Origin of the sequence: Burkholderia sp. Ax-1720, from assembly GCF_011753035.1 — a bacterium.
Classification (GTDB): domain Bacteria; phylum Pseudomonadota; class Gammaproteobacteria; order Burkholderiales; family Burkholderiaceae; genus Burkholderia; species Burkholderia gladioli.
In genome coordinates this window covers 1-13,200 of sequence record NZ_VWWK01000184.1, presented here as the reverse complement: position 1 = coordinate 13,200, position 13,200 = coordinate 1, and the positions used below count along the sequence as shown (strand labels likewise).

Sequence of the window (13,200 nt, the reverse complement as noted above, 5' to 3'; positions counted from 1 at the left end):
CGCGAGCGCGGCGAATGCCGTGAATGCCGCCGCCGAGGTTCCGCCCCAAGCGCTGCCGCCCGCGCGGCGAGACGCGTAGAATGCCTGCTGTCCCCGCCGCGGTTTCGAAGGTCCCCCCATGCTTGGCATCACCCATTTCGGTTTCTTCGTGCTGGCCGTGTTCCTGCTGAACGTCACGCCCGGCCCCGACACCGCCTATATCGTCGGCCGCAGCGTCGCGCAGGGCCGCAGCGCCGGCATCGTCTCGGCGTTCGGGATCGCGGCCGGCTGCGGCGTCCACACGCTGGCCTGCGCGTTCGGCCTGACCGCGCTGATCGCTGCCTCGCCGCTGGCCTTCACGGCCGTCAAGTACGCCGGCGCCGCCTACCTGATCTACCTCGGCGTGAAGCTGGTGCTGTCGCGGCCCGCCGCGACGCCGGCGTCTTCCGAAGCACCGGCTGCCGCCGGTCCGGCGCGCCCCCTGCGCCAACTGTTCGTGCAGGGCGTCACCACCAACGTGCTGAACCCGAAGGTGGTGCTGTTCTTCATCTCGTTCTTCCCGCAATTCGTGGCGGCCGATAGCGCGCACAAGACCCTCGCGTTCCTCGCGCTGGGCGGCGTGTTCGTGTTGCAGGGCCTGATCTGGAGCCTGGTGGTGGCCTGGGTGGCCGGCACCGTCACGCGGCGCTTCGCCGGCAACGGCGCGCTGAAGACCTGGCTCGACCGCCTGGTCGGCAGCGCCTTCGTCGGCCTCGGCCTGCGGCTGGCCGCGGCGACCCAGCGCTGAGGCGGTGTCGATACGCGTTCTGTCACTCACGCGTTTCGTCATTTCGAGATATTGAATTTTTCCGACACGCCCTTATCTAACGATTCGCTTACAATCGCTTGGCGGCACGACTGGGATGCCGCCGAGTGTGGTTACGGTCTCAAGGAGTGGACTATGTTCAATTGGGTCAAGACGGCGATGCTGATGGCCGCGATCACGGCCCTGTTCATCGTGATCGGCGGGATGATCGGCGGCTCGCGCGGCATGATGATCGCGCTGCTGTTCGCGCTCGCCATGAATTTCTTCTCGTACTGGTACTCGGACAAGATGGTGCTGCGCATGTACAACGCGCAGGAAGTCGACGAGAGCACCGCGCCGCAGTTCTATCGCATGGTGCGCGAGCTGGCCACGCGCGCGAACCTGCCGATGCCGCGCGTCTACCTGATCGACGAGGCCGCGCCGAACGCGTTCGCCACCGGGCGCGACCCCGAGCATGCGGCGGTGGCCGCGACCACCGGCATCCTGCGCGTGCTGTCCGAGCGCGAGATGCGCGGGGTGATGGCGCACGAGCTGGCCCACGTCAAGCATCGCGACATCCTGATCTCGACCATCTCGGCCACCATGGCCGGCGCGATCTCGGCGCTCGCGAACTTCGCGATGTTCTTCGGCGGGCGCGACGAGAACGGCCGCCCGAGCAACCCGATCGCCGGCATCGCGGTGGCGCTGCTCGCGCCGATCGCCGGCGCGCTGATCCAGATGGCGATCTCGCGCGCCCGCGAATTCGAGGCCGACCGCGGCGGCGCGCAGATCTCGGGCGATCCGCAGGCGCTCGCCACCGCGCTCGACAAGATCCATCGCTATGCCGCCGGCATCCCCTTCGCGACGGCCGAGGCGCACCCGGCCACCGCGCAGATGATGATCATGAATCCGCTGGCGGGTGGCGGACTGCAGAACCTGTTCAGCACTCACCCGGCCACCGAGGAGCGCATCGCGCGCCTGATGGAGATGGCGCGCACGGGGCGCTTCGAGTAAGTCATCCTGATGTGCCGTCGCGTTTGCCGCCATGCAGCTTGCCTGCGTGGCGGCGTTTCATTGGCATGACGGCTGCCGCTTCCGCCGTCATCGCATCGGCTCCGCTTCCCTTGTTCACCTGATTCTCAGGCCACGGCCAGGCGTGACGCCCAGCGTTGCGCCGCCCGAGCCTTCCCTGTCCCCCCCACGCGACACACCCCGACACTTCCCCACAGTCCCACACAAATCCGCATTAATTCGAGACAGACGCGAATCACCGCGCTCCCTAGACTGCGGCGGCCTCTTCACCAACCGGGGGATCCCGCCGTGCGCCTACGTCTGCTCCATCGATGCCTGCCCTTGCTGGGCCTCGCCTGTTTCTCCGCCGCCCACGCGGAAAACGTCTACCTGTTCTCGCTGGGCGGCGGCGTGAGCTCGCGCTACCTCGGCAGCCGCGACTACCGGCCCATCCTGGCGCCGATGATCTCGGCCCGCTTCGACAACGGCTTCTTCCTCGGCATGGACGGCGCCGGCTACCGCCGCGATTTCTCGAACGGCCTGTTCGTCTCCGCGGCGCTCTCCTACGACGACGGCCGCGCCGACGAGAACCGCTTCGACCGCAACGGCTCCGACTACCTGAAGGGCATGGGCAACATCCCCGGCTCGTTGCTGCTGTCGCTGAAGGCCGGCGCGCGCTTGTTCGGCGTGTCGACCGTGAGCGTGACGCTCGACCAGCCGCTCAACCACACCTCGCGCGGCGTGAGCGGCCATCTCGACCTCGAGGTGCCGGTATTCCAGAGCGCGGCCGACAGCGTCAGCGTGACCAGCAGCCTGCACGCCGGCAGCGGCCGCTACAACCAGACCTTCTTCGGCGTCAGCGCCGCGCAGGCGGCGAGCAGCCGGTTCGCGGCCTACTCGACCAAGGGCGGTTTCGATCGCGCGACCGTGTCGGCGGCCTGGACTCATTCGCTCTCGCAGCGCTGGTCGATCACCACCACCGGCGGCCTCACGCGCCTGTTCGGTTCCTCGAGCAACAGCCCGATCGTGCAGAGCAAGAACAGCTGGTTCGGCATGAGCGCGGTGACCTACCGCTACTGATCGCCCCCGGGAGCCGGCCGCGCGCCGGCTGGCCGACGTGCGGCGGGTGGCAGCAGACGCATCCCCTGGCGGGAGCGCGCGGGCGGCGCGCTACAATGCGTCGTTTGATGCCGTGCTCGTCCGGAGCGCGGCCCGCGCCAAGCCGGCCCGCCAGCTCCCGTACCCGATGACCCAGCCCCGTTCCGCCCGTCCTTCCCGTTCGTCACGCCCCAGCTCGTCCAGCCAGCGGCCTTCCGCGCCGCGCCTGTCGGCGCTGCACCTGCCGCCCGACTCGCTCGGCTACGCGCTGGACGGCGCCGCGCGCGCGATCACGGCGGTCTCGCAAGGCTCGGCGCTGCCCGCCGCGCTGGCGGCGGTGCAGGCCGCCCAGCCGGCCGCCGCGCAGCCGCTCTCGCGCGGCGCGACCCAGGACATCGCCTATCGCGCCATGCGCCGGCTCGGCACCGCCGAATGGCTGGTCGGCACGCTGGTCAGCAAGGCCCCGCCCGAGCACGTGCGCGCGCTGCTGGCCTGCGCGCTGGCGCTGCTGCTCGACGACGAAGCCGAGGCGGCCTATACGCCGTTCACGGTGGTCGACCAGGCGGTCACGGCGGTCGGCGCGCGGCGCGAGTTCGCTTTCGCGAAGGGGCTCGTCAACGCGGTGCTGCGCCGTTTCCTGCGCGAGCGCGAGACGTTCGCCGCGCAATGGCAGGCCGATCGCGGCGCGCGCTGGAACTATCGCGGCTGGTGGATCGACGCGGTCGAGCGCGCCTGGCCCGAACACTGGCAATCGATCCTCGCGGCCGCCGAGCGGCCCGGCCCGCTGACGCTGCGCGTGAACGCGCGACATGCCGATGTGGACGCCTATCTGGCCACGCTGCGCGAACACGGCATCGAGGCCGACGCGGTCGGCCGCCACGCGGTGCGGCTGGCTTCGCCGCTGCCGGTGGACCGGATTCCCGGCTTCGCCGACGGCGTGGTCTCGGTGCAGGACGCGGGCGCGCAACTGGCCGCCGAGTGGCTGGGCGCGCGCGACGGAATGCGCGTGCTCGACGCCTGCGCGGCGCCGGGCGGCAAGACCGGGCACCTGCTCGAACTGGCCGATGTCGAGGTGGTGGCGCTGGAGAGCGATGCGACGCGCGCCGAGCGCATCGGCGAGAACCTGGCGCGCCTGAAGCTGGCCGCCGAGGTGCGCGTGGGCGATGCCGGCGCACCCGAAGCCTGGCACGACGGCCGCGCCTTCGACCGGATCCTGGCCGACGTGCCCTGCTCGGCCTCGGGCATCGTGCGGCGCCATCCCGACATCCGCTGGCTGCGCCGCGAGGCCGACATCGCGGCGCTGGTGGCCGAGCAGCGCCGCATCCTGCTGGCGTTGTGGCCGCTGCTGAAGCCGGGCGGCGAATTGCTCTACGTGACCTGCTCGATCTTCCCCGAGGAAGGCGAGCAACAGGCGCGCTGGTTTGAAGACGCGGTTCAAGATGCGGTACGATTGGACGCGCCCGGGCAACTGCTGCCGCGGGTCGCCGCGAGCCGGCTGCCTGGCGATGCCGGTCACGACGAGGCCGCGCGGCAGGCCGACCACGACGGATTTTTCTACGCGCGCTTTCAGAAACGGTGACGATCTCACGCCTCCTTCCACTTCGGTTCGCGGCCGCGCTGCTGGTCGCGATCACGCTGTGCCTCGCCGTCGTCGCGCCGGCCCATGCCGATCCGATCAACGTGCAGCGCGCCTCGCTGCAATCGGACGGTAGCGGCTGGGCGCTCGACGCGCGCTTCGAGTTCGAGCTGAATGCCAACCTCGAGGACGCCGTCAACAAGGGCATCCCGCTCTACTTCACCACCGACTTCGAGCTGAGCCGCGCGCGCTGGTACTGGTTCGACGAGCAGCCGGTGTCGGTCTCGCAGACCATCCGCCTGTCGTTCCAGCCGCTCACGCGCGAATATCGCGTCTCGACGGGCGGCTTGCAGCTCGGCTTCCCGACCCTCAAGGACGCGCTCGCGGTGGTCCAGCACGTGACCTCCTGGCATGTGATCGACCGCGCCCAGGTGATTCCCGGCGAGACCTACACGGCCTCGGTGCGCATGCAGCTCGACACCGCGCTGATGCCCAAGCCGTTCCAGGTCGACGCGGTCAACAACCGCGACTGGACCCTGGTTTCGGAGTGGAAGCGCTTCACCTTCACGGTGGCCGATCGTGCGAAATAGCCTGCGCCGCTTCTTCGGCAAGAGCCTGCTGGTGCGCGTGATCGTCTCGACGGTCGCGGTCACCGCCTTGCTGCTGCTGGTGCTGCTCGCGGCGGCCAGCGCCAATACCGAATTCTTCGACCGCTACTATTCCTGGCTCTACACCGCCAACATCCTGGTCGCGCTGGTGTTCCTGCTGGTGGTGATGGGCCTGGTCGGCATGATCGTGGTGCGGCTGCGCAAGGGCAAGTTCGGCACGCGCCTGCTGGCCAAGCTGGCGGTGTTCTTCGCCCTGGTCGGGGTGGTGCCGGGCGGCATCATCTATATCGTGTCCTACCAGTTCGTGTCGCGCAGCATCGAGTCCTGGTTCGACGTCAACGTCGAGACCGCGCTGACGGCCGGCCTCAACCTCGGCCGCGACACGCTCGACGCCTCGCTGTCGGACCTGCGCAGCAAGGCGCGGCTGATGTCGGAGCAGCTCGCCAGCGCCGATACCAACACCAACGGCACCACGCTCACCCTGCTGCGCCTGCGCGACCAGTTCGGCGTGCAGGACGCCACCATCGTCGAGCCGGGCCACGGCAGCGCGGGCGCGGCGCCCGACCTGCATATCGTGGCGCAGGCCTCGGGCAACTTCGCGGCGCTGATCCCCGACGACATGCCGACCCCGCTGATGCTGGGCCAGGCGCGCGAGCACGGCGGCTACGCGGCGATCGAGGGCGAGGTGGACGGCGATCCGCGCGCGCGCGGATCGAAGGGCGCGCTGCGCTTGCGCGTGGTGCAGCGCATTCCCGATTCGTCCACGGCGCTGCTGCAGCCGGCCGAGCGCTACCTGCAGCTGACCCAGCCGGTGTCGCCCACCCTGGCGCGCAATGCCGACGCGGTGCAGCGCGCCTATCGCGAGTACCAGGAGAAGTCGCTGGGCCGCAGCGGGTTGCGCAAGATGTACATCGGCACGCTCACGCTCGCGCTGTTCCTGGCCACCTTCATCGCGATGATGATCGCGCTGGCGCTCGGCAACCAGCTGGCGCGGCCGCTGTTCCTGCTGGCGCAGGGCACCAAGGAAGTGGCCGAGGGCGACTACACGCCCAAGCGCGAGCTGAAGACGCGCGACGAGCTCGGCTTCCTGACCCAGTCCTTCAACGCCATGACGCGCCAGCTTTCCGAGGCGCGCCTGGCGGTGGAGCGCAACCGCGTCGCGCTCGAATATTCGAAGGCCTATCTCGAAAGCATCCTCGCCAACCTGACCGCCGGCGTGTTCGTGCTCGACCGGCAGTTCCGCCTGAGCATCGCCAACCGCGGCGCCGAGCGCATCTTCCGCCAGCCGTTCCAGTCGCAGACCGGCACCGTGCTCGACCAGATCGCGGCGGTGGCCGAATTCGGCGCGATGGTGCGCAAGGCCTTCGCCGATCGCGAGGCGGCCGGCCAGGGCGGCGCCGAGGATCGCGGCCACTGGCAGCAGCAGTTCGCGGTGGTGGTGCCCGGCGAAACCGATCCGCTCACGCTGCTGGTACGCGGCACGCGTCTTGCGTCCGCGCTGGCCAGCGAGGCCGCCGATCCGCAGACTTCCGGCTACGTGGTGGTGTTCGACGACATCTCCGACGTGATCTCCGCGCAGCGCTCGGTGGCCTGGGGCGAGGTGGCGCGGCGCCTTGCGCACGAGATCAAGAATCCGCTCACGCCGATCCAGCTCTCGGCCGAGCGCCTGCAGATGAAGCTGGCCGACAAGCTCGCGCCGAACGACGCCGAGGTGCTCAAGCGCGGCGCGACCACCATCGTCAACCAGGTCGCGGCGATGAAGCGCATGGTCGACGATTTCCGCGACTACGCGCGCACGCCGCCGGCGGTGCTCGGCAACCTGCAGCTGAACGAACTCGTCAGCGAGGTGCTGACGCTGTACGGTGTGGGCGAAGGCAAGAACATGATCGTGGTCGAGCAGGGCCCGCTGCCGGTGATTCGCGGCGACGCCACGCAATTGCGCCAGGTGATCCACAACCTGCTGCAGAACGCGCAGGATTCGGTGGGCGAAGTCGCGCAACCACGTGTGTGGCTCGAAACTAGGGCAGTAGAATATGGCGACCCCGATGCGGACGGGACCAAGCGCATCGCGGTGCGCTTGACCGTTTCCGACAACGGTCCCGGTTTCCCGGCGCGCATCCTCACGCGCGCCTTCGAGCCTTACGTCACGACGAAGGCCAAGGGCACCGGGCTGGGGCTCGCGACGGTGAAGAAGATCGTCGACGAACACGGTGCGCGGATCGATCTGCGCAACCGCATGCAGGGTGAAGTCGTCGAGGGTGCGCAGGTCTCCATCCTCTTCCTGCAACTCGCCGACGACACGACGGGCTCCGAGGGCGGAGCGAACAGCGGAACGGCACCCGCCAAGACAAAAGCAACAGTGCAGACAAGGGCAGCGTAAATGGCAACCATCCTGGTGGTAGATGATGAAATGGGCATCCGGGAATTGCTCTCGGAAATCCTCGCCGACGAAGGACATGTCGTCGAAGTGGCGGAAAACGCGCAGGCCGCGCGCGAGTATCGCCAGCGTCAGGCGCCCGATCTCGTGCTGCTCGACATCTGGATGCCCGATACCGACGGCGTCACGTTGTTGAAGGAGTGGGCGAGCCACGGGCAACTCACCATGCCGGTGATCATGATGTCCGGGCACGCGACGATCGACACCGCCGTCGAGGCGACCAAGATCGGCGCGCTCGACTTCCTCGAGAAGCCGATCGCGCTGCAGAAGCTGCTCAAGTCGGTCGAGCACGGCCTCGCGCGCGGCGCCGCGCCGGTGCCGCAGCATCCGGCCGCCAAGCCGGCGGCCGGGCCGACGGCGGTGGCCTCGGCGGCCGCGCTGCCGATCCTCGGCGAGGACGCGCCGGCCGTGCCGGGCCTCGCCGGCCAGACCGCGGCGATCCCGTTCGACATCCCCTTGCGCGAGGCGCGCGACGCCTTCGAGCGCGCCTACTTCGAGTACCACCTGGCGCGCGAGAACGGCAGCATGACGCGCGTCGCGGAGAAAACCGGCCTGGAGCGCACCCACCTCTATCGCAAGCTCAAGCAGCTCGGCGTCGAGCTCGGCAAGAAGCCGACCGAGGGCGGGCTCTGAGTTTTTGCGGAATTTCTAAAAAGGGGCTTGCCAGGTTGATGGGGCCTGGCTATACTCTCACTTCTTCGTTGGCCCGGTAGCTCAGTTGGTAGAGCAGCGGATTGAAAATCCGCGTGTCGTTGGTTCGATTCCGACCCAGGCCACCAAATTCGAAAAGGTCCAAAAGCTTCACGGCTTTTGGACCTTTTCCCTTTTGAAGGCCGGGGATCCGCGTGCGCTACATGCCGCCGCCCGATTCCCGGTATGCGGCGCTGCATATGGCCGCGCCCGGGCGAAATACCGGGCCGCATGATAAAATCCCTGCCGACTCAAAGACTTGAAGGACTTGAGGACGCTGGTTTTCCGCGCCGCAAGTCCTTTTTTGTTTGACGCTCTGCCGCCGCACGCCGCGGACGCGGCGCCGCGCGCCCGGTAGCGCCCACGCGGGCGCCCCCGCCACGCATCGGCGGCGTCCCCCGGGCATCGCGCGCCGCGAGCCCCCTATACGGAGTACACGGTGATTCGGACAGACGCTAAAGGCGGCGCGCTCGTGCTGTTTTCCGGCGGCCAGGATTCGGCGACCTGCGTCGCCTGGGCGCTCGAGCATTATTCGACGGTCGAGACGCTCGGCTTCGATTACGGCCAGCGCCATCGCGTCGAGCTCGAATGCCGCGAGGGCGTGCGCGAGGCGCTGCGCACGCGCTTTCCGCAATGGGCCAACCGGCTCGGCGACGATCACATGATCGACCTGTCGGTGCTCGGCGCGATCAGCGACACCGCCATGACGCGCGCCATCGAGATCGAGACCAGCGCCAACGGGCTGCCCAACACCTTCGTGCCGGGCCGCAACCTGCTGTTCATGACGATCGCGGCGGCCCTGGCCTATCGGCGCGGGCTGAAGGTGCTGGTGGGCGGCATGTGCGAGACCGATTTCTCGGGCTACCCCGATTGCCGCGACGACACCATGAAGGCGCTGCAGGTGGCGCTCAATCTCGGCATGGACACGCGCATGGTGCTCGAGACGCCCCTGATGTGGCTCGACAAGGCCGATACCTGGCGCCTCGCCGAGCAACTGGGCGGCGCCGAGCTGGTCGAGCTGGTGCGCGTCGAGACCCACACCTGCTACGTCGGCGAGCGCGCCGAGTTGCACGACTGGGGCTTCGGCTGCGGCGCCTGCCCGGCCTGCAAGCTGCGCAAGCGCGGTTACGAGGCGTATCGCAGCGGCGAGCAGGTCACCGAGATGCCGGCCTGAACGGCAGGGCGGCAGGGTACCCAAGCAGGGCGAATCAGGAAGCAGGCAAGACCAACGAAGCAGCACGATGTGATGCGCGAACGCTCGCGCATCGCCCGGAATCACTGGCATCAGGCGCCGCATGAGGCGCGGGAAAGGAACGGACGGCTCGCGCCGCCGGCTCAGCGAATGACGTACACGGTCAAGGAAATCTTCTACACGTTGCAGGGCGAGGGCGCCAACGCCGGTCGCCCGGCCGTGTTCTGCCGGTTCGCCGGCTGCAATTTGTGGACCGGCCGCGAGGCCGATCGCGAAACGGCCGTGTGCCGCTTCTGCGATACCGATTTTGTCGGCACCGACGGCGAGAACGGCGGCAAGTTCAAGACCCCGGAGCAGCTCGCCGCGATGGTCGCCTCGCTGTGGCCCGAGGGCGAGGCCAACCGCTTCGTGGTCTGCACCGGCGGCGAGCCGATGCTGCAGCTGGACCAGCCGCTGGTCGACGCGCTGCACGCGCAGGGCTTCGAGATCGCCATCGAGACCAACGGCTCGCTGCCGGTGCTCGAGACGATCGACTGGATCTGCGTGAGCCCGAAGGCCGATGCGCCGCTGGTGGTCACCAAGGGGCACGAGCTGAAGGTGGTGGTCCCGCAGGACAACCAGCGCCTGGCCGACTACGCCGAGCTCGACTTCGACTACTTCCTGGTGCAGCCGATGGACGGCCCCTCGCGCGACATCAACACGAAGCTCGCGATCGACTGGTGCAAGCGCCATCCGCAATGGCGGCTGTCGATGCAGACCCACAAATACCTGAACATTCCCTGAGCCGCGCGCTTCATTCATCGTGCTGATTACCCGAAAACTCGAATTCGATGCGGGCCACCGCATCCCCGACCACCGCAGCCAGTGCCGCAACCTGCATGGCCATCGCTACGTGCTCGAAATCACGCTGCGCGGCGACCTGGTCGACACCGAGGGCGCGCCCGACCGCGGCATGGTGATGGACTTCGCCGACGTGAAGTCGCTCGCCATGGAGCACTTGGTCGGCAAGTGGGACCACGCCTTCCTGGTCTATGCGCGCGACGAGGTGGTGCGCTCCTTCCTCGAGAAGATGGCCGACCACAAGACGGTCGTGCTCGATCGCATCCCGACCGTCGAGAATCTCGCGGCGGTGGCCTTCGATATCCTCGCCGACGTCTACGACGCCCACTACGGCGTGAACCTGCGTCTCGAGCGTGTGCGCCTGTACGAGACGCCGAACTGCTGGGCCGACGTAGAGCGCGATCCGGCGCGCTGAACCGGGCTCGGCACGTCGTCCGGCGCGCCGGCTTCCCCGCCGCCGCATCCTTGTCTGCACGGGCCGCATCCGCCGGCCCGTTCTTGTTTCCCCTGGCCTGGCCGTCCCGCGTCGCATCACCCGCCCGGGCCCGCCGCCATCCCGCTATCCCGCCGTTCGCCTTGCCGCACCGCGCTTCGCGCCGCCCGCGGCCGGCTCCGGCAGCACAATTCTGATCACGGTAAGATCGTCGCGCGCGCGATGCGGGCGAGCCTGCCCGGCTTGCCGGCAACGCGCGCAGCCACCCGCTCGGGAGCCCGCGCCAGCTTCGCGCCCCGCGTGCCTTCCCCGCTACAAGAATCGACTCCGCCACACGCGTGACGGGGCAACCGCTGCGCGTGCGCGCGACCAGCAGGAGGACAGGAGATGAACGGTTTTCGGATGCGAACGGCGGGCGCCGCGTTCGCGCTCGGCCTGGCGAGCATGATGCTGGCGGCCAGCCAGCCGGCCCGGGCGGCGGATGCGGCAGCATCTGGCGCATCGAGCGCGCCGGCTGCCGCGAGTGCCTCGGGCGCGTCGGGCACATCGTCGACGCGCCGCTCGGTGCCGCACGGCAAGCTGCGCCGGCCGGCCCCGGCCTCGAAGGCCACCGCCGACGCGGTGGCCGACTACAACGCCGGCGACTACGCCTCGGCGCTGGCCGGCTTCGGCCGCTCCGCACGTCGCGGCGACCGGCTCGCGCAGTTCGGCTACGCGATGATGCTGCTCAAGGGCGAAGGCGGCCCGGCCAACCAGGCCGACGGCCTGCACTGGCTGAACCAGGCGGCCGATGCCGGCATGACGCAAGCGCAGTACGTGCTCGGCACCATGTACGACGACGGCCAGTTCGTGGCGCGCGACCCGGCCGTCGCGCATGGCTGGTTCCTGAAGGCGGCGCAGCAGGGCCACATGGAGGCGCAGCTCGCGCTGGCCAACCAGTTCCTCGACGGCCGCGGCACGCCGCGCGACAACCACCAGGCCTTCGAGTGGTACCGCAAGGCCGCCGACGCGGGCGAGCCGACCGCGCAATACGTGACGGCCTCGTTCTACGAGCGCGGCGGCGACGGCGTCGCAGTCGACCTCAACCTCGCGCGCGTCTATTACGCGGCGGCGGCCGTGCATGGCGACGAGGTGGCCGCGCTCAAGTACCAGGAAGTCAGCACCGCGCTGCGCAAGCAGGTCGCGGCCGCCTCCGCCGCTTCGGCTGCCTCGGCCGCCTCCGCACCCGCCGCCGAGGCACCGCAAGCGGCCTCGCAATGACAAAGCGGCGCCGTAGCGCCGCTTGATCGAAGCCGGATCGTGGCGGCCGCGGCCGCTACGATTTCATCAGCCGCTTCTGCCGCCCGACGCTCATGATCAGTCCGGTGGCGACGCCCAGCGTGATCAGCGCGGTGCCGCCGTAGCTCATGAAGGGCAGCGGCACGCCCACCACCGGCAGCACGCCGCTGACCATGCCCACGTTGACGAAGGCATAGGTGAAGAAGCCCAGCGACAGCGAGCCGGCCAAGAGGCGCCCGAACAGCGTCGAACCCTGCGCGGCGATATAGAGCCCGCGCGCGATCAGCACCATGTAGAGCGTGAGCAGCACCAGCCCGCCCACCAGCCCGAATTCCTCGGAATAGACCGCGAAGATGAAGTCGGTGTGCTTCTCGGGGATGAACTCGAGGTGGGCCTGGGTACCCTTCAGGTAGCCCTTGCCGACCGGGCCGCCCGAGCCGATCGCGATCACCGCCTGGATGGTGTGGAAGCCCTTGCCGAGCGGGTCCGAGGTCGGGTCGAGCAGGGTGCAGACGCGGTGCTTCTGGTAGTCGTGCATCAGCGGCCAGACCACCTGCGGCTGGCAGATCTTGTCCTCGAAGGTGGCGATCGCGGCCACCGCGATCACGCCGGCCACCAGCACCGGCACGATCAGCTTGAACGACAGCCCGGCCAGGTAGATCACGAACAGGCCCGCCGCGAACACCAGCATCGCGGTGCCCAGGTCGGGCTGCTTGGCGATCAGGCCGACCGGCACCAGCAGGATCGCGAAGGCCACCAGGTAGTCGTACCAGCGGATATTGCCCTCGCGCCGCTGGTAGTACCAGGCCAGCATCAGCGGGGTGGCGATCTTGAGGATCTCCGAGGGCTGGATCACCACGCCGACGTTGAGCCAGCGCTTGGCCCCCTTCTTGGTCATCCCGAACAGCGCCACCGCCACCAGCAGCGCGACGCCGAAGGTATAGAGCGGCACCGCGAAGCGCATCAGCGTCTGCGGCGGGATGTTCGCGATGATCCACATCAGCACGAAGGTCAGCATGATGTTGCGCAGCTGGTCCTCGACCCGGCCCGGCATGTCGATGGTCGCGCTGTAGAGCGTGACGATCCCGACGCAGAGCAGCAGGAACACGATCAGCGCGAGCGGGCGGTCGAAGCCCGCGAACATCTGCTTTGCCTTGTCGAGCCAGGCGCGCTTGTCGAATTGCATGCCTATCTCCGTCATTCGTCGGTGCCGGCCGCGGCGGGCCGGCGGGTGCCGCGCTGCCCGTCGCGCGCGGCCGCCGGGGCGGGCGGCG

At 69.0% G+C, this 13,200-nt stretch carries 12 protein-coding genes and 1 tRNA gene; 12 read left to right on the top strand and 1 reads right to left on the bottom strand.

Features of this window, described 5'->3' with window-relative positions:
* Positions 1 to 118 precede the first annotated feature (118 nt).
* From F3J18_RS31125 to F3J18_RS31070, 12 genes are all read left to right on the top strand, one after another.
* The gene (locus F3J18_RS31125) at positions 119 to 766 is read left to right on the top strand and encodes a LysE family translocator (RefSeq protein ID WP_025097233.1); all 648 of its coding nucleotides are present in this window, start codon (positions 119 to 121) and stop codon (positions 764 to 766) included.
* Positions 767 to 919: 153 nt separating this feature from the next.
* Complete coding sequence (gene htpX, locus F3J18_RS31120) at positions 920 to 1,777, top strand: zinc metalloprotease HtpX (RefSeq protein WP_013699748.1); 858 nt, start codon at positions 920 to 922, stop codon at positions 1,775 to 1,777.
* A gap of 333 nt (positions 1,778 to 2,110) precedes the next feature.
* The gene (locus F3J18_RS31115; RefSeq protein WP_166915952.1) at positions 2,111 to 2,854 is read left to right on the top strand and encodes a MipA/OmpV family protein; all 744 of its coding nucleotides are present in this window, start codon (positions 2,111 to 2,113) and stop codon (positions 2,852 to 2,854) included.
* Between the two features lie 166 nt (positions 2,855 to 3,020).
* Positions 3,021 to 4,451 carry a 16S rRNA (cytosine(967)-C(5))-methyltransferase RsmB gene (rsmB, locus tag F3J18_RS31110; RefSeq protein ID WP_166915950.1) on the top strand — a complete coding sequence of 477 codons (1,431 nt, stop codon included), beginning with the start codon at positions 3,021 to 3,023 and terminating at the stop codon, positions 4,449 to 4,451.
* Entirely contained in the window at positions 4,448 to 5,038 is a 591-nt protein-coding gene (locus F3J18_RS31105; protein ID WP_013699743.1) for a DUF4390 domain-containing protein, read from the top strand. The genes rsmB and F3J18_RS31105 overlap by 4 nt, the downstream gene beginning before the upstream one ends.
* Positions 5,028 to 7,436: a sensor histidine kinase EsaS gene (esaS, locus tag F3J18_RS31100; protein WP_166915948.1), complete on the top strand. Its 2,409-nt coding sequence runs from the start codon at positions 5,028 to 5,030 to the stop codon at positions 7,434 to 7,436. The genes F3J18_RS31105 and esaS overlap by 11 nt, the downstream gene beginning before the upstream one ends.
* Entirely contained in the window at positions 7,437 to 8,126 is a 690-nt protein-coding gene (gene esaR, locus F3J18_RS31095) for a response regulator transcription factor EsaR (RefSeq protein WP_025097229.1), read from the top strand. It abuts the gene before it with no gap.
* 70 nt (positions 8,127 to 8,196) lie between these two features.
* Positions 8,197 to 8,272: transfer RNA gene (locus tag F3J18_RS31090), tRNA-Phe, on the top strand.
* Positions 8,273 to 8,622: 350 nt separating this feature from the next.
* Complete coding sequence (queC, locus tag F3J18_RS31085; protein WP_025097228.1) at positions 8,623 to 9,357, top strand: 7-cyano-7-deazaguanine synthase QueC; 735 nt, start codon at positions 8,623 to 8,625, stop codon at positions 9,355 to 9,357.
* Positions 9,358 to 9,525: 168 nt separating this feature from the next.
* Positions 9,526 to 10,158, top strand: coding sequence for a 7-carboxy-7-deazaguanine synthase (queE, locus tag F3J18_RS31080; protein WP_025097227.1), 633 nt, complete (start codon positions 9,526 to 9,528; stop codon positions 10,156 to 10,158).
* A gap of 19 nt (positions 10,159 to 10,177) precedes the next feature.
* On the top strand, positions 10,178 to 10,630 hold the full coding sequence (queD, locus tag F3J18_RS31075; RefSeq protein WP_013699738.1) for a 6-carboxytetrahydropterin synthase QueD: 453 nt from the start codon (positions 10,178 to 10,180) through the stop codon (positions 10,628 to 10,630).
* A gap of 405 nt (positions 10,631 to 11,035) precedes the next feature.
* Positions 11,036 to 11,908: a tetratricopeptide repeat protein gene (locus tag F3J18_RS31070; protein ID WP_166915946.1), complete on the top strand. Its 873-nt coding sequence runs from the start codon at positions 11,036 to 11,038 to the stop codon at positions 11,906 to 11,908.
* 55 nt (positions 11,909 to 11,963) lie between these two features.
* On the opposite strand, the gene rodA is transcribed toward F3J18_RS31070, so the two are convergent.
* Positions 11,964 to 13,112: a rod shape-determining protein RodA gene (gene rodA, locus F3J18_RS31065; RefSeq protein ID WP_013699736.1), complete on the bottom strand. Its 1,149-nt coding sequence runs from the start codon at positions 13,110 to 13,112 to the stop codon at positions 11,964 to 11,966.
* Positions 13,113 to 13,200: the final 88 nt, after the last annotated feature.

Excerpts from the sequence above, each read along its gene's own strand:
- F3J18_RS31125 (WP_025097233.1), top strand. The coding sequence starts at position 119 with ATGCTTGGCATCACCCATTTCGGTTTCTTCGTGCTGGCCGTGTTCCTG.
- htpX (WP_013699748.1), top strand. The coding sequence starts at position 920 with ATGTTCAATTGGGTCAAGACGGCGATGCTGATGGCCGCGATCACGGCC.
- rsmB (WP_166915950.1), top strand. The coding sequence starts at position 3,021 with ATGACCCAGCCCCGTTCCGCCCGTCCTTCCCGTTCGTCACGCCCCAGC.
- esaR (WP_025097229.1), top strand. The coding sequence starts at position 7,437 with ATGGCAACCATCCTGGTGGTAGATGATGAAATGGGCATCCGGGAATTG.
- queE (WP_025097227.1), top strand. The coding sequence starts at position 9,526 with ATGACGTACACGGTCAAGGAAATCTTCTACACGTTGCAGGGCGAGGGC.
- F3J18_RS31070 (WP_166915946.1), top strand. The coding sequence starts at position 11,036 with ATGAACGGTTTTCGGATGCGAACGGCGGGCGCCGCGTTCGCGCTCGGC.
- rodA (WP_013699736.1), bottom strand. The coding sequence starts at position 13,112 with ATGCAATTCGACAAGCGCGCCTGGCTCGACAAGGCAAAGCAGATGTTC.